The organism is Streptomyces sp. NBC_00045, assembly GCF_045041095.1.
Classification (GTDB): domain Bacteria; phylum Actinomycetota; class Actinomycetes; order Streptomycetales; family Streptomycetaceae; genus Streptomyces.
Map to the genome: position 1 here is coordinate 5,436,775 of NZ_CP108271.1, position 22,860 is coordinate 5,459,634.

At 70.3% G+C, this 22,860-nt stretch carries 22 protein-coding genes and 1 tRNA gene; 22 read left to right on the forward strand and 1 reads right to left on the reverse strand.

Going from position 1 to position 22,860, the window contains the following annotated elements:
* Positions 1–8: 8 nt before the first annotated feature.
* From OHA65_RS25670 to OHA65_RS25705, 8 genes are all read left to right on the forward strand, one after another.
* Positions 9–164: a hypothetical protein gene (locus tag OHA65_RS25670; protein ID WP_405762499.1), complete on the forward strand. Its 156-nt coding sequence runs from the start codon at positions 9–11 to the stop codon at positions 162–164.
* A 4-nt stretch (positions 165–168) separates the two neighbouring features.
* Entirely contained in the window at positions 169–675 is a 507-nt protein-coding gene (locus OHA65_RS25675; RefSeq protein ID WP_405762501.1) for a hypothetical protein, read from the forward strand.
* A gap of 12 nt (positions 676–687) precedes the next feature.
* Positions 688–978, forward strand: coding sequence for a hypothetical protein (locus OHA65_RS25680; RefSeq protein ID WP_405762503.1), 291 nt, complete (start codon positions 688–690; stop codon positions 976–978).
* 84 nt (positions 979–1,062) lie between these two features.
* Entirely contained in the window at positions 1,063–1,989 is a 927-nt protein-coding gene (locus OHA65_RS25685; RefSeq protein ID WP_405762504.1) for a bifunctional DNA primase/polymerase, read from the forward strand.
* Positions 1,990–2,119: 130 nt separating this feature from the next.
* Positions 2,120–3,664 carry a YfjI family protein gene (locus OHA65_RS25690; protein ID WP_405762506.1) on the forward strand — a complete coding sequence of 515 codons (1,545 nt, stop codon included), beginning with the start codon at positions 2,120–2,122 and terminating at the stop codon, positions 3,662–3,664.
* A gap of 316 nt (positions 3,665–3,980) precedes the next feature.
* Complete coding sequence (locus tag OHA65_RS25695) at positions 3,981–4,151, forward strand: helix-turn-helix transcriptional regulator (protein WP_405763435.1); 171 nt, start codon at positions 3,981–3,983, stop codon at positions 4,149–4,151.
* Positions 4,148–5,602: a tyrosine-type recombinase/integrase gene (locus OHA65_RS25700; protein ID WP_405762508.1), complete on the forward strand. Its 1,455-nt coding sequence runs from the start codon at positions 4,148–4,150 to the stop codon at positions 5,600–5,602. The genes OHA65_RS25695 and OHA65_RS25700 overlap by 4 nt, the downstream gene beginning before the upstream one ends.
* An 83-nt stretch (positions 5,603–5,685) precedes the next feature.
* A complete protein-coding gene (locus OHA65_RS25705; protein WP_405762509.1) occupies positions 5,686–6,327 on the forward strand; it encodes a hypothetical protein in 642 nt (213 codons plus the stop codon).
* A 142-nt stretch (positions 6,328–6,469) separates the two neighbouring features.
* On the opposite strand, the gene OHA65_RS25710 is transcribed toward OHA65_RS25705, so the two are convergent.
* A tRNA-Arg gene (locus OHA65_RS25710) sits at positions 6,470–6,541 on the reverse strand.
* 81 nt (positions 6,542–6,622) lie between these two features.
* Here OHA65_RS25710 and OHA65_RS25715 point away from each other — a divergent pair.
* From OHA65_RS25715 to glyA, 14 genes are all read left to right on the forward strand, one after another.
* Positions 6,623–7,120 (forward strand): response regulator, encoded by a 498-nt coding sequence (locus OHA65_RS25715; protein ID WP_327285781.1) that lies wholly within the window; start codon positions 6,623–6,625, stop codon positions 7,118–7,120.
* A gap of 67 nt (positions 7,121–7,187) precedes the next feature.
* On the forward strand, positions 7,188–8,237 hold the full coding sequence (gene nrtL, locus OHA65_RS25720; RefSeq protein WP_405762510.1) for an ArgS-related anticodon-binding protein NrtL: 1,050 nt from the start codon (positions 7,188–7,190) through the stop codon (positions 8,235–8,237).
* Positions 8,238–8,256: 19 nt separating this feature from the next.
* A complete protein-coding gene (lysA, locus tag OHA65_RS25725; RefSeq protein WP_328763724.1) occupies positions 8,257–9,648 on the forward strand; it encodes a diaminopimelate decarboxylase in 1,392 nt (463 codons plus the stop codon).
* Positions 9,649–9,835: 187 nt separating this feature from the next.
* A complete protein-coding gene (locus OHA65_RS25730; RefSeq protein ID WP_328763725.1) occupies positions 9,836–11,140 on the forward strand; it encodes a homoserine dehydrogenase in 1,305 nt (434 codons plus the stop codon).
* Positions 11,141–11,146: 6 nt separating this feature from the next.
* Positions 11,147–12,217 (forward strand): threonine synthase, encoded by a 1,071-nt coding sequence (gene thrC, locus OHA65_RS25735; protein WP_327285484.1) that lies wholly within the window; start codon positions 11,147–11,149, stop codon positions 12,215–12,217.
* Between the two features lie 335 nt (positions 12,218–12,552).
* Entirely contained in the window at positions 12,553–13,479 is a 927-nt protein-coding gene (thrB, locus tag OHA65_RS25740; protein ID WP_030295292.1) for a homoserine kinase, read from the forward strand.
* 434 nt (positions 13,480–13,913) lie between these two features.
* Positions 13,914–16,025, forward strand: a complete 2,112-nt coding sequence (gene rho / locus OHA65_RS25745; RefSeq protein ID WP_405762512.1) for a transcription termination factor Rho — start codon at positions 13,914–13,916, stop codon at positions 16,023–16,025.
* Between the two features lie 413 nt (positions 16,026–16,438).
* Entirely contained in the window at positions 16,439–17,539 is a 1,101-nt protein-coding gene (locus OHA65_RS25750) for an LCP family protein (protein WP_327285486.1), read from the forward strand.
* Positions 17,540–17,777: 238 nt separating this feature from the next.
* On the forward strand, positions 17,778–17,996 hold the full coding sequence (rpmE, locus tag OHA65_RS25755) for a 50S ribosomal protein L31 (protein ID WP_030153765.1): 219 nt from the start codon (positions 17,778–17,780) through the stop codon (positions 17,994–17,996).
* Between the two features lie 111 nt (positions 17,997–18,107).
* Positions 18,108–19,187 carry a peptide chain release factor 1 gene (gene prfA, locus OHA65_RS25760; protein ID WP_327285487.1) on the forward strand — a complete coding sequence of 360 codons (1,080 nt, stop codon included), beginning with the start codon at positions 18,108–18,110 and terminating at the stop codon, positions 19,185–19,187.
* 82 nt (positions 19,188–19,269) lie between these two features.
* Entirely contained in the window at positions 19,270–20,115 is an 846-nt protein-coding gene (prmC, locus tag OHA65_RS25765; RefSeq protein ID WP_327285488.1) for a peptide chain release factor N(5)-glutamine methyltransferase, read from the forward strand.
* A gap of 49 nt (positions 20,116–20,164) precedes the next feature.
* On the forward strand, positions 20,165–20,812 hold the full coding sequence (locus OHA65_RS25770; protein ID WP_030153769.1) for an L-threonylcarbamoyladenylate synthase: 648 nt from the start codon (positions 20,165–20,167) through the stop codon (positions 20,810–20,812).
* The gene (locus tag OHA65_RS25775) at positions 20,809–21,465 is read left to right on the forward strand and encodes a protein-tyrosine-phosphatase (RefSeq protein WP_405762514.1); all 657 of its coding nucleotides are present in this window, start codon (positions 20,809–20,811) and stop codon (positions 21,463–21,465) included. The genes OHA65_RS25770 and OHA65_RS25775 overlap by 4 nt, the downstream gene beginning before the upstream one ends.
* Before the next feature lie 162 nt (positions 21,466–21,627).
* The gene (gene glyA, locus OHA65_RS25780; RefSeq protein WP_327285490.1) at positions 21,628–22,857 is read left to right on the forward strand and encodes a serine hydroxymethyltransferase; all 1,230 of its coding nucleotides are present in this window, start codon (positions 21,628–21,630) and stop codon (positions 22,855–22,857) included.
* Positions 22,858–22,860 lie beyond the last annotated feature (3 nt).

Consider the following 22,860-nt stretch of genomic DNA (forward strand, 5'->3'; position numbering starts at 1 on the left):
GCACCCGCATGAACGTCGACCCTCACGAGGTCGTGAGCCTCGAAATGGACTGGGACCACCTCGACCAGCCCTACACCCGACGAGTCACCCGCCTTCAGCTGGGCGAACTCCTGCTTCAGCTGGACGACATGGCCGACCAGACGGAAGCCGAAGAGGAGAACTGACGCCATGTTCGAGATCCGCGTCATCTGCGCCCCGACCGAAGCACCCGAGATCACCAAGGCTCTGTCCGAGACGTTCGCGACAAGCGCGGTACGGCAGCGGCCCACCCGCGACGGGGACCGCGTCCGCCTCTACGTCACCGCCGAACAGCAGCCCAGCCACTGGCCCGCGCCCGAAGCGGCCTACGCCACCGCTCCGAGCATCATCAGCGAGATCGGATGGACCGCCGGCGGAGCCCGGGACTGTCTGCACGGCATCGCGGTCCGCGAGTTCTGGCTCCGCAAGGCCGCGCTCCTGGACCGCATCGCCCTCACCGATGACGAACCCGTCAGCGGCGACGCCGCCACCTGCGCCGTCGAGGCGGCCCGGAGGCTGATGGAGATCGACCACGCCGCAGGGCTCGGCCCCAACGGTCATGCCAACGGCCCCTACACCCCGGATCACCCGGACAGCGTCCGCGATCCCCGCGGCTACGTCCGCCAGGAATACGCCCTCTGGATCCGCCACCACTGAGGAGAGATCGCCATGAGCACCAGCCCCGCCCTCAGCACCACGCAGCACCCCACGATGTACACGCAGGTCGATGGCCTCAGCTACCGGCCTGAGCGCATCAGCGTGATCGCGGCAATGTCCCACATCCGCAGCGCACGCAAGAGCCCCAAGAACGTCGACGCGGTCAACGTGTACGCCTTCACCGGCCGCGACGGCATCCCGCTGCACGTGGTCTACATCCACCACGCCCCCGGGCGCTGGCACGGCGTGAACGACGTCATCGACGTCTACGAGATCCCCACCGCCGCGCTCACCGACCTGTAGCTGTGCCCGGGGCGGTCGCCTCTCACCACAAGACCGCGACCGCCCCGGTTCTCCGTCCCTTCGCAGAAACAGGAGACCCCCAGCATGACACCAACACCCACCCCGGCGCTCCTGCGCGCCGCCCTGGTCGCCGCTGAGCGTGGCTGGCCTGTGTTCCCGCTCCGCCCCGGAGACAAGCGGCCCGCCGGACATCCCGAGCGCAACTGCCCCGGCACCGGCCGCTGCTTGGACGGCCATCGCACCCCCGAGCAGCGCGCCACCCTCGCCACCGAGCACATCACCACGTGCTGGCAGAGCGCCCCCTACAACGTCGGCATCGCCACCGGCCCCGCCGGTCTCCTGGTCGTCGACCTCGACATCCCCAAGGAAGGCGAGGGAGCCCCACCCCCGGAATGGGCCGGGGCCATCGATGGCCTGGACGTCTTCGCGATGCTCTGTGAGCGCGCTGGTGAGCGGCTGCCGACCGAGACGTACACCGTGCGCACCCGCCGCGGCGGACAGCACCTGTACTTCACCGTCCCTGCCGAAAAGCAGCTACGTGGGAGCGCGGGGCGGTTGGGGTGGAAGGTCGACACGCGAGCCTGGGGCGGGTATGTGGTCGCGGCCGGCAGCACCGTGGGCACCGGGTCCTACGAGATCATTCACGACGCGCCCCCGGCCCCCCTCCCCACGTGGCTCGGTGACCTGCTCACCCCGCCACCCGCACCCGCACCCGTTTCCGTGGCCGTTCTCCGCGCACGCATCGGGAAGGCGGACCGGTATGCGACGGCCGCCCTGAACGGCGAGGTCGCCAAGGTCGCGGCCGCCGCGACTGGCGCCCAGAACACGACGCTGTACAACGCGGCGTACGCCCTCGGCCGCCTCATCGCCGCAGGCACCCTCACGGAGACGGAAGTCACCGACGCGCTCACCGCTGCCGCGCCGGAGGGGCTCGCGCCCTCCCGGGTCGCAGCGAGCATCCGCGACGGCATCCGTCGCTCCCTCCGCAACGCGAGCGGAGACGCGGCATGACCACCACTGACGACCCCAGCTCCGCCGGACGACACCAGGCCCGGGATGGCAGTAGCGCGCCGAAGGTCGTCGGCCGTCAGGCCGTCCTTTCGGCTCTTCGTAGTGGCCCGCAGGAAGGCAGGACCGCAGCATGACCGCACAGCCCACCGACGCCGACCTCTGGGCCGGGTTCGACGCCGCCGCCGAAGAGGTGACCGGACCGGTCTGGGACGAGCCGGTCCCGCTCACCGGCCGCCGGGACCTCCCCACCTTCCCCGTGGACACACTCCCGCCGTGGCTGTCCGCCATGGTCGCCGCCGTCGCCGAGGAAACTCAGACCCCCGCCGACCTCGCCGGATGCCTGGCCCTAGCAGTGATCGCCACGGCCGCCGGCGGACGGGCCACCGTCTGCGTCCGCGGCCGGTGGCGCGAGCCGGTCAACCTCTACACCGCCGTGGCCCTGGACCCCGGCAACCGCAAGAGCGCCGTGTTCGCCCTGATGACCGAGCCGCTCATGGCCGTGGAGAAGGCTCTCGTGGAACTCTCCGGCCCCGCCCGCGCGGAGGCCGAGACCACCGCGCGCCTTGCCAAGGCCGCCGCAGACAAAGCAGCGGCCAAGGCCGCGAACGCCGAGGCAGGTATGCGCGACCAGCTCACCGCCGAGGCCGTCGCCCTCGCCCAGGCCGCCGAGGAAATCAAGGTCCCCTGCAAGCCCCAGCTCGTCGCGGACGACGTGACGCCGGAGAACCTGGCCACCTTGCTCACCGAGCAGGAAGGCCGGATCTCCGTCCTCTCCCCGGAGGGTGGAATCTTCGAAATCATCTCGGGCCGCTACAGCGGAGCACCCAACATGGAGATCTTCCTCAAGGGCCATGCAGGGGACATGGTGAGGGTCAACCGGCAGGGCCGCGAGGCCCAGCACGTCGAACACCCCGCCGTCACGATGGGCCTTGCCGTTCAGCCCGAAGTTCTCGAATCCATCGGGCAGATCAAAGGGGCCGACGGCCGCGGACTACTGGCCCGGTTCCTGTACGCGCAGCCCGAATCGCTGGTCGGCCGCCGCAACCTCACTCCGGAGCTCATCCCTGACGACGTGGCCGACACCTACACCCGCCAGCTCGGCGGTCTGGCCATGGCCCTGAACGGCTGGACCGACCCGGCGGTACTCACCCTCACCCCCGAGGCCGACGCGGTCATGCTGGCCTACCAGAAGGTCACCGAATCCCGGATCGGGAAAGGCGGCTCGCTCTCAGGCATCGTGAAGTGGGCCAGCAAGAGGGACGGAGCCGTTGCTCGCATCGCCGGGCTGCTCCACCTGGCCACCCACCCCGAGAGTGGGTGGGCTCGCCCCATCGAGGCCGCCACGCTGGCCGACGCCACCAGGCTCGGGGACTACTTCACTGCCCACGCCCAGCACGTCTTCGACGCCATGGGAGCTGATCCGGCACAGGAAGCAGCCCGTCAGCTCCTTGCCCACATCGGCGACGCCCGGGTGAGCGGCTTCACCAAACGGGATCTGTTCCGCCAGCTCTCCCGGGGGGACTTCCCCGCCATGGCCGACCTCGACCCGGCCTTGGCCCTACTTGAGGAACACGGCTGGCTCCGCCAGCAGCCCCCGCCCCCGCGCTCTGGGCGCGGTGGTCGGCCGCCCTCCCCGAAGTACGACGCGCACCCGCGCCTCGCTCGCGGCGCCTGACACAACCCCCACCGGACCGCCACAACTGACAGAACCCCCGATCCGGCCCGCTGACCTGCATAAACGGGCCCTACGGTCACCGTGACAGAACCTCCGGAAACTCCGACAGAACCCCACCCGTCGGCCATGACAGAACCCGTCGCCGGAGGTTCTGTCGGAGTTTCCGCGAGTTTTGTCAGAGCTGCCCTCAGGCCTGAGTCCGCAGGTCAACGCGCTTTCGCCGAGGTTCTGTCAGTTGTGTCAGCGGTTCCGGGGTTCTTGCTCCCCAATCCATGCCTTCCCGAAGGAGCTCGCCGTGGCCAAGCCCCGCGACGAAATGCTGACCATCCCGCAGGTGGTCGAAGAGATCGGTGTTCCGCGAGCCACGTTCTATCGCTGGCGTCAGTGCAAGAAGGGCCCCAAGTCCATCAAGCTTCCGAACGGTTCCGTCCGGATCCGACGGTCCGAGTTGGTCCGTTGGCTGGAGATGCGGGAGGAATCCGCGTGACGAACGACGCCGATTCTGGGTCCGAGCAGAACAATGGCTTGGACCCAGAAGGGTTTTCCCTCGATGTCCGCCTGTGGAATGTGACCAAGGCGCAGAGCAAGACCCGCCCGTATCAGCTCCGTTGGATCGTCGGGGGGAAGGTCAGTAGCAAGACGTTTGCCACCGTGGCGCTTGCGGGGAGCCGCCGGTCCGAATTGTGGTTGGCCATGAAGCGCGGCGAGGCGTTCCGCATCAAGGACGGCCTGCCTGAGTCCGAAGTTCGCGCCGCCGCGCAGGCCGCAGAGCCCGCGGATGCTCGCGAGGAACTTTCCTGGTTCACGTTCTGCCGCGAGTACATGGCCATGCGCTGGCCCACGGCTGCTGCCAAGACACGCGAGGGCATCGCGGATGGTCTCGCTGCGGTGACCCTGGCCATGGTGGAGCAGGACAAGCAGATGCCCGAGGTAGAGGAGCTGCGCCTCGCTCTTCGCTGGGCTGTTGTCCCGGCAAACGCCGAGTTGGAGCCGCCGGCCGAACTCGAAGATGCCCATCAGTGGCTTTCGAAGAAGTCGCTGCTCGTTTCCGCGTTGGAAGATCCGAAGATTCTGCGAGACGTCCAGTACCGGCTTTCGTTCAAGCTGGACGGGACGCCTGCGGCGGGAGAGACTTCCCGCCGCAGGCGCCGCGCCTTGAACACCGCCGTGGAATACGCGATCGAGCGCAAGCTCCTGTTCGAGAACCCTCTTGCCGCGCTCAAGAAGGTGAAGATCTCTTCATCGGGTCGTGTCGACCCGCGCGTTCTCGTGAACAAGACCCAAGCTGCTCAGTTGCTCGCCGCGGTTTCGTACGTCGGGACGTGGGACCGTAAGAAGGGGCGCCGTCTGGTGGCGTTCTACGCGGTGATGTACTTCGCGGCTCTCCGCCCGAGCGAGGCGGTGGGGCTGAGGAAGTCGGACTGCTACCTCCCCGAGAAGGGATGGGGGACGCTCACCCTCCGGGACACACACCCCGTGTCGGGCAAGCAGTGGACGGACAGCGGGGAGCGCCACGACAAGCGAGGGCTGAAGTCCAGGGAGGCCAAGGACGACCGGCCGGTTCCGATCCCGCCGCCGCTGGTCGCCATGCTCCGGGCTCACCTGGAGGAGTTCGGGACGGCCAAGGACGGCCGGCTCTTCACGAACGAGCGGCTTGGTCTCGTCGGCAGCAGCACGTATTGGCGGGTCTGGAAGGACGCCCGGGAGTACGCGCTCCCGCCGGACCTCCAGGGATCCATCCTCGGTGGGCGGCCGTACGACCTGCGGCACACCTGCATCACCACCTGGTTGAACGCCGGGGTCCCCGTGGCCGAGGTGGCACGCCGCGTCGGCAACTCGCCCGAGGTCATCCACCGCGTTTACGCGGGGTGTATCTACGGCCAGGAGGAGGCAATGAATACCAAGATCGAGAAAGAGCTGGACTGGCCAGCCTCCTGAGCGCTTTCACCTCTGAGCGGGCCACGGTGCCTGTACGTTCCCCTCGAACGGCCAGTGGACATCTGGTCAAGTGGGAGGGTGCGTTGTACATCGCTGTTGATCTACTGGATGGCAAGGGCTTCAATCTCGCCACGCTGATTCTTGCGGGCCTGGCTTTGTTGATGGGTGTGCTCGCGGTCTATTACGGCCGGAAGGCCCTGTTCCCGCCGAAGCGGCAGCTGACCTATCAGTTGGAGCGGTCGTCGCCCATCCTTGATCAGTCCGGGCTTGATCCGAGCAACGACGTCATCGAAGTGACGCGCAACGGCGTGCCGTTGGTTGACCCTCATCTAGCTGTCGTGTGGGTGAGGAACACGGGTCGGCATGCCATTGCGAGCGAACAGTTCGATCGAGGGCGGCCGCTGGAACTGGACCTGCAGACACCGATCGTCGAACTCCTCACCGCAGAGGCGGCCGGTGCGCGCTCTCTGGTGGGCGCCTGCTCGGTTTCAGGTAAGTCGGTTCTGTTTGGCCCCGAACTTATCAAAAGGGGGCAAACCGTCACGGTGACAGTGCTGACTGAAGGGAGCGCCGACTTGGTGGTGCGTGAACACTTCATCGACGTCAGGTTGAGCAACGCGGGGCGTGTCAGCGGTCAGGGGCACTTCGTGCGGTCGGTCGGCGGACCGGCCCTTCTCTCGGCGCTCACCGCCACTGCTGGGTTGCTCGTGAACATCCTGACCTGAGGAAGCCTGCACGCTCTATCGCAGGTCTAGCGCGATCAGTGCGTAACAACGACAAAGACCTGGACTCAGTGGGACTGGGTCCAGGTCTTCATGCTTGGCACTCGTGCAGGTCAGCGGCTGTTTCACGCTGGTCTAGCTGGAGTGCCCCCGGCAGGATTCGAACCTGCGCACACGGCTCCGGAGGCCGTTGCTCTATCCCCTGAGCTACGGGGGCGTGTCGTTCGCGTTGCGGCGACGGGTTGAACACTACCAGCTTCCGCGGGGTGATCAGGAACCGTTTGCGGGCCTGGGGGGCATGGGTCGCTCGGAGGGGGTGGAAGTGGCAAAAACCCGGACGCGGGGGCTTAGGGCGACCTACTCTCAAGTTGTGCCAGGCGTCTCGGGCCGGGTGCTTGTTGTCGACGACAACAAGGTCATCCGGCAGCTGATCAAGGTCAATCTCGAGCTGGAGGGCTTCGAGGTAGTGACCGCGAACGATGGTGCCGAGTGCCTGGACGTCGTGCACCGCGTGTGCCCCGATGTGATCACCCTTGATGTGGTCATGCCCCGGCTGGACGGGTTCGGGACCGCCGCGCAGCTGCGGGCCGATCCGCGGACGCGGCATGTGCCCGTCGCCATCGTCAGTGCCTGTACGCAGCACGAGGTGGAGTCCGGGATCGAGGCGGGGGTCGATGCGTTCCTCGCCAAGCCCTTCGAGCCCGCCGAGCTGGTGCGGGTCGTACGCCGGCTCGTCGAGCGCAAGGATCGGCGTGAGCGGAAGGGTGGCGCGCCGGCCGGGCGCGGGAGAGGGTAACGGCGTCCGCTGTTCACATGGCGAAACCGTTCGCGGGATGGGTGGGCTTCTCCCCTAGGCTGGTCCCGTGATCCCCGCCGACCTGTCCCGTACCGTCGTGCGCGCCGTGCGCTGCGCCGTCGAGGACGGGGAGCTGCCCGCCCGGGCGGGGGTGCCCGAGCGGGTCGTCGTCGAGCGGACCCGTCCCGGTGGTGTGGGGGACTACGCCACACCCGTGGCCTTCCAGATCGCCAAGAGCGCCGGACGCCCGCCCCTGGACGTCGCCGGGGTACTGGCCCGGCGGCTCGGCGCCGTTGCCGGGATCGAGCGGGTCGAGGTGACCGGTCCCGGGTTCCTCAACTTCGTGATGGACCCGGTGTCCGTCGACGCCCTCGTACGAGAAGTGCAGGCCCGCGGGCGCCGGTACGGGTTCAGCGCCACGGCAAGCGTCGGCATCGGCGTCAGCATCGGCTCCAGCTCCAGCTCCAGCTCCAGCGCCAGCTCCGGCTCCGGCGGGCTGCGCGCGCGGGTCGTCGAAGAGGCCCTGCTGAGGATCCGGGCCACTCAGGGCACAGGTACGGGCATGGGCACGGGCATGGGCGCCGATGCAGCAGCAGCCGTCGCCGCGGCCGCCCCCCACACCGCGCCCGTCGCCAAGCGCGACGGGGACGTCGTCCGGCTCTACGGGGAGGACGCCGCCCGCTGGGCCATGCTCTGCGTCGCGCCGCACGAGAGCCCCTCGTTCTCCGCCCGCCTACTCGTCCAGGACGAGTCCAGCGAGTTCTTCCGCGTGCGGTACGCCCACGCCCGCAGCCGCGCGCTCGTGCGCAACGCCGCCCGCCTCGGGTTCGGGAGCGGGCCCGGCGAGGTCCCGGACGGCGGGCCGCTCGCGCAGGTCCTCGCCGATTACCCCCTCGTCCTTGAGGCCGCCGCGCACCGGGCGGCGCCGGAGCAGGTCGTCCGGTTCCTCGTGCGGGCCGCCGACGAGCTGCTCGACTTCCACTACCGCGTCCTGCCCAAGGGGGACGAGAAACCCTCGGCCGCCCACCGTGCCCGGCTGGCTCTTGCCGAAGCCGCCGGGACGGTGCTGGCCGGCGGCCTGGACCTGCTCGGCATAGCCGCACCCGACTGCCTGTGATCTGCGAAGAGAGATACCGATGAGCCGTTCCGCGCACCCCGCCGGGCCCCGCCACGCCGACGTCCTGCCCGAGGGGCACTACTCCCCGCCGCCCGCCGACCTCAACGAGCTCGACGAGAAGGTCTGGGCGCGGACGGTACGACGCGGCCCCGACGGCGTCGCGGCCGTGGGCGGCATCCCCGTCACCACGCTCGCCGAGGAGTTCGGGACGCCCGCCTACTTCATGGACGAAGAGGACTTCCGGGCGCGGTGCCGGGCCTGGGCGCACGCCTTCGGGCCCGACGCCGACGTGTTCTACGCGGGGAAGGCGTTCCTCTCCAAGGCCGTCGTGAAGTGGCTCAAGGAGGAGGGCCTCAACCTCGACGTGTGCTCCGGCGGGGAGTTGGCCACCGCCCTCGCCGCCGAGATGCCCGCCGAGCGGATCGCCTTCCACGGCAACAACAAGTCGGAGAGCGAGATCCGGCGGGCCGTCACCGCCGGCGTCGGGCGGATCGTGCTCGACTCCTTCCAGGAGATCGCCCGCGTCGCGCACGTCGCCCGTGAGCTGGGGGTGCGCCAGCCCGTGCAGATCCGGGTGACCGTGGGCGTCGAGGCGCACACCCACGAGTTCATCGCCACCGCGCACGAGGACCAGAAGTTCGGCATCGCCGTCGCCGACGGCTCGGCCGCCGAGGCCGTTCGCCGCGCCCTCGGGCACGACAGCCTCGACCTGCTCGGCGTCCACTCCCACATCGGCTCGCAGATCTTCGACATGGCCGGCTTCGAGGTGTCCGCGAAGCGGGTGGTGCAGCTGCTGGCCGCCGTACGGGACGAGCACGGGATCGAGCTGCCCGAGATCGACCTCGGCGGCGGCCTCGGCATCGCCTACACGTCCTCCGACGACCCCCGCGAGCCCCACGAGATCGCCAAGGCCCTGCACGAGATCGTCGCCCGGGAGTGCGAGTCCGCCGGGCTGCGCGCGCCCCGGATCTCCGTCGAGCCCGGCCGGGCCATCGTCGGGCCCACCGCGTTCACGCTGTACGAGGTCGGGACGATCAAGCCGCTCGAAGGGCTGCGGACGTACGTCTCCGTCGACGGCGGCATGTCCGACAACATCCGCACCGCCCTCTACGACGCCGAGTACGGGGTCACCCTCGTCTCCCGCGTCTCCGACGCCGAGCCCATGCTGGTCCGCGTCGTCGGCAAGCACTGCGAGAGCGGTGACATCGTGGTGAAGGACGCCTTCCTGCCGGCCGACCTGGCTCCGGGGGACCTCCTCGCCGTGCCCGCCACCGGGGCGTACTGCCGCTCCATGGCCAGCAACTACAACCACGCGCTCCGCCCGCCCGTCGTCGCCGTGCGCGACGGGCAGGCCCGCGTCATCGTCCGGCGCGAGACGGAGGAAGATCTCCTGCGTCTCGACCTCGGATGATCCGCATATTTCTGCGTAAAGCCCCCGGACCCCCAAAATGGATGTCCCCGGGTGACCGGGTGTCCATGCGCGTCTCACTCAATGGACCGAGGATGGAAAGTGCTGTCCATTGAGTGAGACTGGTTGAGACCCTGGCGCGCAATACCGTGCGCCGGGTGGTGATGGAAGATCGAAAGGCGTAGGTCGAATGATGCGTACGCGTCCGCTGAAGGTGGCGCTGCTGGGCTGTGGAGTGGTCGGCTCAGAGGTGGCGCGCATCATGACGACGCACGCCGACGATCTGACGGCCAGGATCGGCGCGCCCGTCGAGCTCGCCGGCGTCGCCGTGCGCCGCCCCTCCAAGGTGCGCGAGGGCATCGACCCGGCCCTGATCACCACCGATGCGACCGCCCTCCTCAAACGCGGCGACATCGACGTGGCCATCGAGGTCATCGGCGGCATCGAGCCCGCCCGCACCCTGATCACCACCGCCTTCGAGCACGGCATCTCCGTCGTCTCGGCCAACAAGGCGCTGCTCGCCCAGGACGGCGCCGCACTGCACGCCGCGGCCGAGCAGCACGGGCTGGACCTGTACTACGAGGCCGCCGTGGCCGGCGCGATCCCGCTGGTCCGCCCGATGCGCGAGTCCCTCGCCGGCGACAAGATCAACCGGGTGATGGGCATCGTCAACGGCACGACGAACTTCATCCTCGACAAGATGGACTCCACCGGCGCCGGGTATCAGGAGGCGCTCGACGAGGCCACCGCCCTCGGGTACGCCGAGGCTGACCCGACCGCCGACGTCGAGGGCTACGACGCCGCCGCCAAGGCCGCGATCCTGGCCGGCATCGCCTTCCACACCCGGGTCCGCCTCGATGACGTGTACCGCGAGGGCATGACCGAGGTCAGCGCCGCCGACTTCGCCTCCGCCAAGCGCATGGGCTGCACCATCAAGCTCCTCGCGATCTTGGAGCGTGCCGCCGACGGCGAGTCCGTCACCGCCCGCGTGCACCCGGCGATGATCCCGCTCAGCCACCCGCTCGCCTCCGTCCGCGAGGCGTACAACGCCGTCTTCGTCGAGGCGGAGGCCGCCGGGCGGCTCATGTTCTACGGTCCCGGGGCGGGCGGCTCGCCGACCGCCTCGGCGGTCCTGGGCGACCTCGTCGCCGTATGCCGCAACAAGCTCGCCGAGGCAACGGGGCCCGGTGAGTCGGCGTACACCCAGCTGCCGGTCAGCCCCATGGGCGACGTCGTCACGCGGTACCACATCAGCCTCGATGTGGCCGACAAGCCGGGCGTCCTCGCCCAGGTGGCGACGACGTTCGCGGAGCACGGTGTCTCGATCGATACCGTACGTCAGCAAGGACGTCCGGACGGGGTCGGCAATGAAGCCTCCCTCGTCGTCGTCACCCACCGCGCACCCGACGCCTCCCTCTCCGGGACCGTCGAGGCGCTGCGGAAGCTGGACACCGTGCGCGGTGTCGCCAGCATCATGCGTGTTGAAGGGGAGTAAGGACCCATGAGCAGCAATCGCACCCACCAGTGGCGCGGCATCATCGAGGAGTACCGGGACCGCCTGCCGGTGACGGACGCCACTCCCGTGGTCACGCTCCGTGAGGGCGGTACTCCCCTCGTCCCCGCGCAGGTGCTCTCCGAGCGCACCGGCTGCGAGGTCCACCTCAAGGTCGAGGGCGCGAACCCGACGGGGTCCTTCAAGGACCGCGGCATGACCATGGCGATCAGCAAGGCCAAGGAGGACGGCGCCAAGGCCGTCATCTGCGCCTCCACGGGCAATACGTCGGCGTCCGCCGCCGCGTACGCGGTGCGCGCCGGGATGGTCTCGGCCGTCCTCGTGCCCCGCGGGAAGATCGCGCTCGGCAAGATGGGCCAGGCCCTCGTGCACGGCGCCAAGATCCTCCAGGTGGACGGCAACTTCGACGACTGCCTGGACCTGGCCCGCGCGCTGTCCGACAACTACCCGGTCGCGCTGGTCAATTCCGTCAACCCGGTGCGCATCGAGGGTCAGAAGACGGCCGCGTTCGAAATCGTCGACGCCCTCGGCGACGCCCCTGACATCCACGTGCTGCCCGTCGGCAACGCCGGCAACATCACCGCGTACTGGAAGGGCTTCAAGGAGTACAAGGCCGACGGCCTGGCCTCCCGTACGCCCCGCGTGTGGGGATTCCAGGCTTCCGGCTCGGCGCCCATCGTGCGCGGCGAGGTCGTCAAGGAGCCGCACACCATCGCCACCGCGATCCGCATCGGCAACCCGGCCTCCTGGGACTACGCACTCGCGGCGCGCGACGAGTCGGGCGGCTTCATCGACGAGGTGACGGACCGCCAGATCCTGGCCGCCTACCGCCTGTTGGCCGCGCAGGAGGGCGTCTTCGTCGAGCCCGCCTCGGCGGCGTCCGTGGCCGGTCTGCTCAAGGCCGCCGAGCTGGGCCTGGTCGACCCGGGTCAGAAGATCGTGTGCACCGTCACCGGCAACGGCCTCAAGGACCCCGACTGGGCGGTCGCCGGCGCTCCGCAGCCCGCCACCGTCCCGGTGGACGCGGAGGCCGCGGCCATCCGTCTCGGCCTGGTCTGATCCGGCCGGGCCCCACCCGGGTCCGACCCCGGAAGGCACCACCCCGAGTTGCCGGATTCCGCAGGCCTGCGGAATCCGGCAACTCGGGTCGTACGGCACAAAAGTCAACGGCATTCAGCGGAATCCACCGGAAGACACCGACACGCATCGTGCGCCTCCTGTGCGCCCTATGTCGCGAGATAACCTTCCTTCGATACGCTGTACTTACATCCGCCACCGCGCATATGACCGTGGTGCTGCCCAGAGGGCCTTCGGGTGTCGTACGTTCTCCAGTACATTCGCAGCGAGCCAGCGAAGATCTCGTCTCGCACAGTCACAAGGAGTGTCATCTGACGATGGCCGGTCCAGCGTTCCGCGCCGCCGCCGTACGGGTGCGCGTCCCCGCCAGCAGTGCCAACCTCGGCCCGGGCTTCGACGCCCTCGGTCTGGCCCTGGGGCTCTACGACGACGTCGTCGTCCGGGTGGCCGACTCCGGCCTGAACATCGACATCGCGGGCGAGGGCGCCGACACCCTCCCGCGGGACGAGAGCCACCTGCTCGTACGCTCCATGCGCACCGCCTTCGACCTGCTGGGCGGGCAGCCGCGCGGCCTTGAGGTCGTCTGTGCCAACCGCATCCCGCACGGCCGCGGCCTCGGGTCCTCCTCCGCCGCCATCTGCGCCGGCATCGTCGCCGCCCGCGCCGTGACCATAGGCGGGGAGGCCAAGCTCGACGACGCGGCCCTGCTCGAACTGGCCACCGAGATCGAGGGCCACCCCGACAACGTCGCCGCCTGTCTCCTCGGCGGCTTCACGCTCGCCTGGATGGACGGCGGCAGCGCCAAGGCGATCCGTATGGAGCCCGCCGATTCCATCGTTCCGGTGGTCTTCGTCCCGTCCAAGCCGGTCCTGACCGAGACCGCGCGCGGCCTGCTGCCGCGCAACGTCCCGCACGTGGATGCGGCCGTCAACGCGGGTCGCGCGGCCCTGCTCGTCGAAGCCCTGACCAGGCGTCCCGAGTTGCTGCTGCCGGCCACCGAAGACCGGCTCCACCAGGAGTACCGGTCCCCGGCGATGCCGGAGAGCGTCGCACTCGTCAACCGGCTGCGGGCGGACGGCATCCCCGCGGTCATCTCCGGCGCGGGCCCCACGGTCCTCGCGCTGGTCGACAACGGTGCGGCCGACAAGGTCGCGCAGCTCGCGGGCGAGGGGTGGGCGGCGAACCGGCTCGCCCTCGACGCCGCGGGCGCGAGCGTACTTCCGCTGGGCACCCAGGGCGGCTAGGCCGTACGGGCGCACCCGCCAGGGGCGGGCGGCCGGGGCAGGCCGCCCGCGCGGAAGGCGCGATTGCCGGTGATTGAGAGGGGGAATAACTGTTGGATCCGGTAGTGTTAGTCTCAAGTGCGCAGCCGAAGCCGCCATGGCTCGGCGCTCAGTGTCCCCATTCGGGACCACCTTTCTTCCGGGAGCCTCCCCGACTGCTTTGATCACTTCCAGCAGTTTCGAGCACGCTCCGGAATCGGCGTGACATTCCCACGCTTCCAGCTCGGGGGCTTCTCGCCGGAACCACCCATGCACGTTTCTTTCCGCCGTATCTCTATCGGCGGACCACCGCCCCGGCTGCGGTCCACGTCCCATCAGGCCATGGACTGCTGTCGGACAGCACAACCGGTCGCCGAGCCAGACAGGCCGACGTCCGCTCCAGGGAAGGACCCTTCGTGAGCGACACCACCGATCTGATGGGCGCTGCCGACACCAATGTCGACACCAGTGCTCCCGCCGCGGCAGCCGCGCCCAAGCGCCGCCGCTCCGGTACCGGCCTCGACGGCATGGTCCTGGCCGAGCTGCAGCAGGTCGCGTCGGGCCTCGGGATCAGGGGCACCGCGCGGATGCGCAAGAGCCAGCTGATCGAGGTCATCAAGGAGGCGCAGGCGGGCAGCAGCGCCCCCAAGGCCGCGGCCCCCGCCGCAGATGCCGCCGAGGCCAAGCCGAAGCGCCGCGCCACCAGCAAGGCCCGTACGGGTGAGGCCGCCGCGGAGGCGCCCGCCGAGAAGCCTGCCGCCCAGGCGCAGATCGAGATCCCGGGCCAGCCGGCCAGCGAGGACGCCCCGGCCGGCGAGCGCCGCCGGCGCCGTGCCACGGCCCCCTCCGGCAGCCCGGAGGCCGCGGCCCCCGCCGCCGTGCAGGTCGAGGCGAAGACCGAGGCCGTCACCGCGACCGCTCCGGCCGAGACCAAGGTCGAGGCGGCCACCGCCGTCTCCGCGCCCGCCCAGGAGGGCGACGGCCGCGGCCGTCGCGACCGCCGCGACCGCGGTGACCGTACCGAGCGCGGCGAGGGCCGCCGCGACCGCCGTGACCGCGGCGCAGCCAAGGCCGACGACCAGGGCCAGGGCGGCCAGGGCCAGAGCCAGGCCGGCCAGGGTGGCCAGGGCCAGGGCCAGGGCCAGGGCCAGGCCGGCCAGGGTCAGGGCGGCCAGGGCGGCGGCCGTCAGGACCGCCAGCAGCAGGGTGGCCGTCAGGACCGCCAGCAGCAGGGCCAGCAGGGTCGTCAGGACCGCCAGGACAACGGCCCGCAGGACGACTTCGACGACGAGGGCGGCCGTCGCGGCCGCCGGGGCCGTTACCGCGACCGCCGTGGCCGTCGCGGCCGCGACGAGTTCACGCCGAACGAGCCGCAGGTCGCCGACGACGACGTCCTGATCCCCGTCGCGGGCATCCTGGACATCCTCGACAACTACGCGTTCATCCGGACCTCGGGCTACCTGCCCGGCCCGAACGACGTGTACGTCTCCCTCGCCCAGGTCCGCAAGGCGGGTCTGCGCAAGGGCGACCACACCACCGGTGCGGTGCGCCAGCCCAAGGACGGCGAGCGCCGCGAGAAGTTCAACGCCCTCGTGCGTCTGGACTCGGTGAACGGCATGGCGCCCGAATCCGGCCGCGGCCGACCGGAGTTCCAGAAGCTGACCCCGCTGTACCCGCAGGACCGGCTCCGTCTGGAGACCGACCCGGGCGTGCTGACGACCCGCATCATCGACCTCGTGTCGCCGATCGGCAAGGGTCAGCGAGGCCTGATCGTGGCCCCGCCGAAGACCGGCAAGACCATGATCATGCAGGCGATCGCCAACGCGATCACCACCAACAACCCCGAGTGCCACCTGATGGTCGTCCTGGTCGACGAGCGTCCGGAAGAGGTCACCGACATGCAGCGGTCGGTCAAGGGCGAGGTCATCTCCTCGACCTTCGACCGCCCGGCCGAGGACCACACCACCGTCGCCGAGCTGGCCATCGAGCGCGCCAAGCGTCTCGTCGAGCTGGGTCACGACGTGGTCGTCCTGCTGGACTCCATCACCCGTCTGGGCCGCGCGTACAACCTCGCGGCGCCCGCCTCCGGCCGCATCCTGTCCGGTGGTGTCGACTCGACCGCGCTGTACCCGCCGAAGCGCTTCTTCGGTGCCGCGCGCAACATCGAGGACGGCGGCTCGCTGACCATCCTGGCCACCGCGCTGGTCGACACCGGCTCGCGCATGGACGAGGTGATCTTCGAGGAGTTCAAGGGCACCGGCAACATGGAGCTCAAGCTCGACCGGAAGCTCGCCGACAAGCGCATCTTCCCGGCCGTCGACGTCGACCCCTCGGGCACCCGCAAGGAGGAGATCCTCCTCAACAGCGAGGAGCTCGCCATCGTCTGGAAGCTGCGCCGGGTGCTGCACGCGCTCGACTCGCAGCAGGCCATCGAGCTGCTGCTCGACAAGATGAAGCAGACGAAGTCGAACGCCGAGTTCCTGATGCAGATCGCCAAGACGACCCCGTCGGGCAAGAACGACGACTGACGTCGCCCTGCGCACCACCGCGACCGCCCCCGCCGCACCCGCGGCGGGGGCGGTTGCGCGTTTCGGGTTCCGGCTGCCCGGTGGGCATGCGGAACCGTTTCCGGGAGCCCCTGCCCGTTTCCGCCCTTTCCCTCCCCTTCCCGCCCGTTTCTGAAAACCCGAGCCGATGCGAGCTTCGCCACACTTGCCGTTTTCGTGAACCTGCGGGGCATGGCGTACGTCCCCCGGGGAAACCGCAGGTGGGCGCGGTGTCACGGCGCGCCCGTCCCGCCCGGGCCGGCGCAGCGCACCCGTCGGGGCGCCCCCTCGGCCATGGAACCCTGGAGCCCGTTCGGCCGTCTGTGTCAAAGGGCAGTGCGGGGGAGGCCACTGGGCCGGAGATCCGGCCGGGAACGTACAGGACTGAGGAGAGCATGAGCGAGGACAGCAGGGTCGGCGGCCGGCGTGCCGCGAGCCGGCGCCGACGGAAACCCGCGAAGCGCCGCAAGGCCCTGGCCATCGCCGCGTGGAGCGCCGCCGGCGTGGTCCTGCTGGGCGGGGCGGGTCTCGGCTGGTTCTACTTCCACCTGAACGGGAACCTGAAGACGGTCGACATCGACCAGGCGCTCGGCACCGACCGCCCGCAGAACGTGGACAACGGTTCGATGGACATCCTCGTCCTCGGCTCCGACTCCCGCGGCGGCGCCAATTCCGAGTACGGCCGCGACGACGGCGGCTCGGCCCGCTCCGACACGGCGATGATCGTCCACCTGTACGACGGCCACAAGAAGGCCACCGTCGTCTCGATCCCGCGCGACACCATGGTCAACCGGCCGGCGTGCACGCTGAGCAACGGCAAGACCGACCGCGGCAGCTCGCGCTCCCAGTTCAACGAGTCGTTCACCATCGGCGGGGCCGCCTGCGCGGTCAAGACCGTCGAGAAGATGTCGGGGATCCGCATGGACCACTACATCGAGGTCGACTTCACGGGCTTCAAGAAGATCATCGACAACCTCGGCGGCGTCGAGCTGACCACCACCAAGCCGATCAAGGACGGATCGAGTCACCTCGACCTCCCGGCCGGCCAGAACAAGCTGAACGGCGAGCAGGCCCTGGGCCTCGTACGGACCCGCAAGAGCGTCGGCGACGGCTCCGACCTGGGCCGAATACAGCTCCAGCAGGCGTTCATGAAGGCCCTGATCAAGCAGGTCAAGGGCATCGGCGTCTTCGACAACCCCAAGCGGCTGCTCGACCTCGCCGACACCGGCACCAAGGCGCTCACCACCGACAAGGCGCTCGGTGACGTGAAGTCCCTGATGGGCTTCGCGCAGAGCCTCCAGGGCATCGACGCCCAGGAGATGCACATGATCACGCTGCCGGTGACCGTGGACGCGCGCGACGCCGACCGCGTCGCCCCGCTCACCAAGGAGTCCAAGATGGTCTGGGACGCCCTGCTGGCCGACCAGCCGGTTCCCGCCGAGGCCACCAAGAACTCCATGGGCGACAAGGGCACGGCCGGCGAGATCGTGAAGTAGACCTCAGTGCGACGGCGGCCCGCGACGGCGGGGCGTGCGGCTACCACCAGGGCAAAACGCCTGGTCACGCTGTTGTCGCGGGGGAGCGGAATAGATGGCGGACCCCCCTCGTTGAGGGATGCGTCCTCAGAATTTTGACAGGCAGCCCGGTCCTGGCAGACTGGTCTGTCGGCCCCGGTTCACGCAGTGCGCAATTCGGCTCCTGCGACCCGGCGCCCTCCCGAATCTAGGAGACACCTTGAAGCGCGATGTTCACCCCGAGTACGTCGAGACCCAGGTCAGCTGCACCTGTGGCGCGTCGTTCACCACCCGTAGCACCCTGACCGAAGGCACCATCCGTGCCGAGGTCTGCTCCGAGTGCCACCCGTTCTACACGGGCAAGCAGAAGATCCTCGACACCGGTGGCCGTGTTGCCCGCTTCGAGGCCCGCTTCGGCAAGGCTGCCGGCTCGAAGTAGCGAGCCCCCGGCGCCGGACCCCGGCTGCACCCTGTCCACACGGGGGCAGCCGGACCGGCGCCTTTGTCGTCCCGCAGCCCTTTTTCATACTTTTCACTTCAGGAGCCCCCGATGTTCGAGGCGGTCGAGGAACTGGTCGGCGAGCACGCCGACCTTGAGAAGAAGCTCGCCGACCCTTCGGTCCACTCGGATCAGGCCAACGCGCGCAAGCTCAACAAGCGCTACGCGGAGCTGACCCCGATCGTCGCGACCTTCCGTGCCTGGAAGCAGTCCGCCGAGGACATCGAGACGGCGAAGGAGTTCGCGGCCGACGACCCGGACTTCGTGGCCGAGGTGAAGGAGCTCAGCGCGCAGCGCGAGGAGCTCACCGAGAAGCTCCGTCTGCTGCTCGTCCCGCGCGACCCCAGCGACGACAAGGACGTGCTCCTTGAGGTCAAGGCGGGCGCGGGCGGCGACGAGTCGGCCCTGTTCGCCGGCGACCTGCTGCGCATGTACCTGCGCTACGCCGAGCGCGTGGGCTGGAAGACCGAGATCATCGACGCCACCGAGTCCGAGCTCGGCGGCTACAAGGACGTCCAGGTCTCCGTCCGCACCAAGGGCGGCAACGGTGCCACCGAGCCCGGCCAGGGCGTCTGGGCCCGCCTGAAGTACGAGGGCGGCGTGCACCGCGTCCAGCGCGTTCCGGCCACCGAGTCCCAGGGCCGCATCCACACCTCCGCCGCCGGCGTGCTCGTCACCCCGGAGGCCGAGGAGGTCGAGGTCGAGATCAACGCGAACGACCTGCGCATCGACGTGTACCGCTCGTCCGGCCCCGGCGGCCAGTCCGTCAACACCACCGACTCGGCCGTGCGCATCACGCACGTCCCGACCGGTGTGGTCGCCTCCTGCCAGAACGAGAAGAGCCAGCTCCAGAACAAGGAGCAGGCGATGCGCATCCTCCGGTCGCGCCTGCTGGCCGCGGCCCAGGAGGCCGCCGAGCAGGAGGCCTCCGACGTGCGCCGCAGCCAGGTGCGCTCCGTGGACCGCTCCGAGAAGATCCGTACGTACAACTTCCCGGAAAACCGGATCTCGGACCACCGGACCGGTTTCAAGGCGTACAACTTGGACCAGGTGCTCGACGGCGACCTCGATCCCATGATCCAGGCCTGCGTCGACGCGGACTCGGCCGCCAAGCTCGCGTCCGCGACCTGATCCGCGCCCGCCCCGCGCGACCCCGCTCGACCTTGTACGACCCCCGCTCCACCCCCGTACGACAGCAGCCCGGAGGACCAGCGTGAACTTGCTGCTTGCCGAGGTGGCCCAGGCCACCCAGCGGCTGGCCGCCGCCGGCGTGCCCTCACCGCGCTTCGATGCGGAGGAGCTCGCGGCCTTCGTGCACGGCGTCAAGCGGGGGGAACTGCACCACGTCAAGGACGCGGACTTCGACGCCCGTTACTGGGAGGCCGTCGCCCGCCGCGAGGCGCGCGAGCCGCTCCAGCACATCACCGGCCGCGCCTTCTTCCGGTACCTGGAGCTCCAGGTCGGTCCCGGGGTGTTCGTGCCCCGGCCCGAGACCGAGTCGGTCGTGGACTGGGCCATACACGCCGTCCGCGCGATGGACGTCGTCGAGCCGCTGATCGTGGACCTGTGCACCGGGTCCGGCGCCATCGCGCTGGCCATGGCACAGGAGGTGCCGCGCTCGCGCGTGCACGCGGTCGAGCTGTCCGAGGACGCCCTGCGGTGGACCCGCAAGAACGCCGAAGGCTCCCGGGTCACCGTCCACCAGGGCGACGCGCTGAGCGCCCTGCCCGAGCTGGACGGCCAGGTCGACCTGGTGATCTCGAACCCGCCGTACATCCCGCTCACCGAGTGGGAGTACGTCGCCCCCGAGGCCCGCGACCACGACCCCGAGATGGCGCTGTTCTCCGGCGAGGACGGCCTCGACACCATCCGCGGCATCGAGCGCACCGCGCACCGCCTGCTGCGGCCCGGCGGCATCGTCGTCATCGAGCACGCCGACACCCAGGGCGGCCAGGTGCCGTGGATCTTCGCCGACGAGCGGGGTTGGGCCGATGCCGCCGACCACCCCGACCTGAACAACCGCCCGCGCTTCGCCACCGCCCGCAAGGCCCTGCCGTGACGGGCGCGACCCCTACCGCCACCCCCCTGCTGCACGAGGAGTCCCGCTGATGGCCCGGCGATACGACTGCAACGACGCGACGGACCGCAAGACGGGTCTGCGTGAAGCCGCATCCGCCGTGCGCCGCGGCGAGCTCGTCGTGCTGCCCACCGACACCCTCTACGGGATCGGCGCGGACGCCTTCAGCGCGGAGGCCGTCGGTGACCTGCTCGCCGCCAAGGGCCGTGGCCGCAACATGCCGACCCCGGTGCTCATCGGCTCCCCGAACACCCTGCACGGCCTCGTCACGGACTTCTCCGAGCAGGCCTGGGAGCTCGTCGACGCCTTCTGGCCGGGCGCGCTGACGCTCGTCGCCAAGCACCAGCCCTCGCTGGCCTGGGACCTCGGCGAGACCCGCGGCACCGTGGCCGTCCGGATGCCGCTGCACCCCGTCGCCATCGAGCTGCTGACCGAGGTCGGCCCGATGGCCGTGTCCTCGGCCAACCTGACCGGGCACCCGGCGCCGGAGGACTGCGACGCGGCGCGCGAGATGCTGGGCGACTCCGTGTCCGTGTACCTGGACGGCGGTCCGACCCCGGGCATCCAGCCCTCGTCGATCGTCGACGTCACCGGGAAGGTTCCCGTCCTGCTGCGCGAGGGGGCGCTGACCGCCGAGCAGCTGCGGGAGGTCGTACCCGACCTTGAGGTGGCCCCGTGAGCCCTCGGGGGCGTGGCATAGCAAACGGGCACTCCCCGGCGGCCGCCGGAGGGGGCACCTTCCGCATCCTTCACGTCAGCACCGGCAACGTCTGCCGCTCGCCGATCACCGAGCGGCTGACCCGGCATGCGCTGGCGCACCGGCTGGGTGGCATTCCGGCCGGCGACCTGATCGTGGAGAGCGCGGGGACCTGGGGCCACGAGGGCGCGCCGATGGAGGCGAACGCGGCCGCCGTGCTCGCGGACTTCGGCGCGGACGCGTCCGGGTTCACCGGCCGGGAGCTGCTGGACGAGCACGTCATACGGGCCGACCTGGTGCTGACGGCCACCCGCGACCACCGGGCCCAGGTCATCTCGATGGGGCACTCGGCGGGCCTGCGGACCTTCACGCTGAAGGAGTTCACCCGGCTGGTCCGGGCGATAGATCCGGCCACCCTCCCGCCGCTGGACGACGGGGTGGCGGAGCGGGCGCGGGCGCTGGTACGGGCCGCGGCGGCGCTGCGCGGGTGGCTGCTGGCCCCCTCGCCCGACGCGGACGAGGTGTACGACCCGTACGGTGCGCCGATCACCTTCTTCCGCTCGATCGGCGACGAGATCAACCAGGCGCTGGACCCGGTCGTCACGGCCCTGACGGGCGTGACGGCTTCCCGCTGACGGTGGCCGGCCGGAGGCCGGCGCAGCCGGTCCTGACGGGCGACACGGCCCGCACCACCGACGGGCCGGGAGCAGGGCGGCGCGTCCCACAGCGCTGAGGGGCGGGATCTGGGCCGCGGGCCTACAGTGGCGAGTACCGGGACAGCCCACTGGAGTCGCGCCATGAGCGTCATCACCCCGCCGACGGACCTGCTGCGGCAGCAGGATCCGCAGATGGCCGACGTGCTCGCGGGCGAGGCGCAGCGCCAGGCCACGACACTGCAGCTGATCGCCGCCGAGAACTTCACTTCTCCCGCCGTGCTCGCGGCACTGGGCTCTGCGCTGGCCAACAAGTACGCCGAGGGGTACCCCGGTGCGCGCTACCACGGCGGCTGCGAGTACGCGGACCTCGCCGAGGGACTGGCCGTCGAGCGGGCCCGGGCGCTCTTCGGGGTCGAGCACGCCAACGTCCAGCCGCATTCCGGTTCCGCCGCCGTACTGGCCGCGTACGCCGCGCTGCTGCGGCCCGGGGACACCGTGCTGGCGATGGGGCTCACGTACGGGGGGCACCTCACGCACGGCTCGCCCGCCAACTTCTCCGGACGCTGGTTCGACTTCGTCGGGTACGGGGTCGACGCCGAGAGCGGCCTGATCGACTACCTGCAGGTGCAGGAGCTGGCGCGGACGCACCGGCCCAAGGCGATCGTCTGCGGGTCGATCTCCTATCCGCGGCACCCGGAGTACTCGGTGTTCCGGGAGATCGCCGACGAGGTGGGGGCGTACCTCATCGCGGACGCCGCCCATCCGATCGGGCTCGTCGCCGGCGGGGCCGCGCCCAGCCCCGTCCCGTACGCCGACATCGTCTGCGCGACGACCCACAAGGTGTTGCGCGGCCCGCGCGGCGGGATGGTGCTGTGCGGCGCCGAGTTCGCCGAGCGGATCGACCGGGCGGTGTTCCCCTTCACCCAGGGCGGCGCGCAGATGCACACCATCGCCGCGAAGGCGGTCGCCTTCGGCGAGGCCGCGGCGCCGGCGTTCACCACGTACGCCCACCGGGTCGTGGCCAATGCGCGGGCGCTGGCCGACGAGCTGGCGGCGCACGGTTTCGCGGTGACGACGGGCGGCACCGACACCCACCTGATCACCGCCGACCCGGCACCCCTCGGCGTCGACGGCCCGGTCGCCCGTGGCCGGCTCGCCGCCGCCGGCATCGTGCTGGACACCTGCGTCCTTCCGTACGGGGACCAGCGCGGGATCCGGCTCGGCACGGCCGCCGTCACCACCCAGGGCATGCGGGAGCCCGAGATGGCCCGGATCGCCGAGCTGTTCACCGCAGTACTGCGCGGCGCGGGGACGGGTATCCGCGCAGAAGTGGCCGAGCTGACGCGTAGATTTCCCCCATACGGGGAGTAATCA

Bases quoted from the DNA above. Each gene is read 5' to 3' on its own strand.
- OHA65_RS25670 (WP_405762499.1), top strand. From the start codon at position 9: ATGAACGTCGACCCTCACGAGGTCGTGAGCCTCGAAATGGACTGGGAC.
- OHA65_RS25675 (WP_405762501.1), top strand. From the start codon at position 169: ATGTTCGAGATCCGCGTCATCTGCGCCCCGACCGAAGCACCCGAGATC.
- OHA65_RS25680 (WP_405762503.1), top strand. From the start codon at position 688: ATGAGCACCAGCCCCGCCCTCAGCACCACGCAGCACCCCACGATGTAC.
- OHA65_RS25685 (WP_405762504.1), top strand. From the start codon at position 1,063: ATGACACCAACACCCACCCCGGCGCTCCTGCGCGCCGCCCTGGTCGCC.
- OHA65_RS25690 (WP_405762506.1), top strand. From the start codon at position 2,120: ATGACCGCACAGCCCACCGACGCCGACCTCTGGGCCGGGTTCGACGCC.
- OHA65_RS25695 (WP_405763435.1), top strand. From the start codon at position 3,981: ATGCTGACCATCCCGCAGGTGGTCGAAGAGATCGGTGTTCCGCGAGCC.
- OHA65_RS25715 (WP_327285781.1), top strand. From the start codon at position 6,623: ATGGGTCGCTCGGAGGGGGTGGAAGTGGCAAAAACCCGGACGCGGGGG.
- lysA (WP_328763724.1), top strand. From the start codon at position 8,257: ATGAGCCGTTCCGCGCACCCCGCCGGGCCCCGCCACGCCGACGTCCTG.
- OHA65_RS25730 (WP_328763725.1), top strand. From the start codon at position 9,836: ATGATGCGTACGCGTCCGCTGAAGGTGGCGCTGCTGGGCTGTGGAGTG.
- thrC (WP_327285484.1), top strand. From the start codon at position 11,147: ATGAGCAGCAATCGCACCCACCAGTGGCGCGGCATCATCGAGGAGTAC.
- thrB (WP_030295292.1), top strand. From the start codon at position 12,553: ATGGCCGGTCCAGCGTTCCGCGCCGCCGCCGTACGGGTGCGCGTCCCC.
- OHA65_RS25750 (WP_327285486.1), top strand. From the start codon at position 16,439: ATGAGCGAGGACAGCAGGGTCGGCGGCCGGCGTGCCGCGAGCCGGCGC.
- prfA (WP_327285487.1), top strand. From the start codon at position 18,108: ATGTTCGAGGCGGTCGAGGAACTGGTCGGCGAGCACGCCGACCTTGAG.
- OHA65_RS25770 (WP_030153769.1), top strand. From the start codon at position 20,165: ATGGCCCGGCGATACGACTGCAACGACGCGACGGACCGCAAGACGGGT.
- glyA (WP_327285490.1), top strand. From the start codon at position 21,628: ATGAGCGTCATCACCCCGCCGACGGACCTGCTGCGGCAGCAGGATCCG.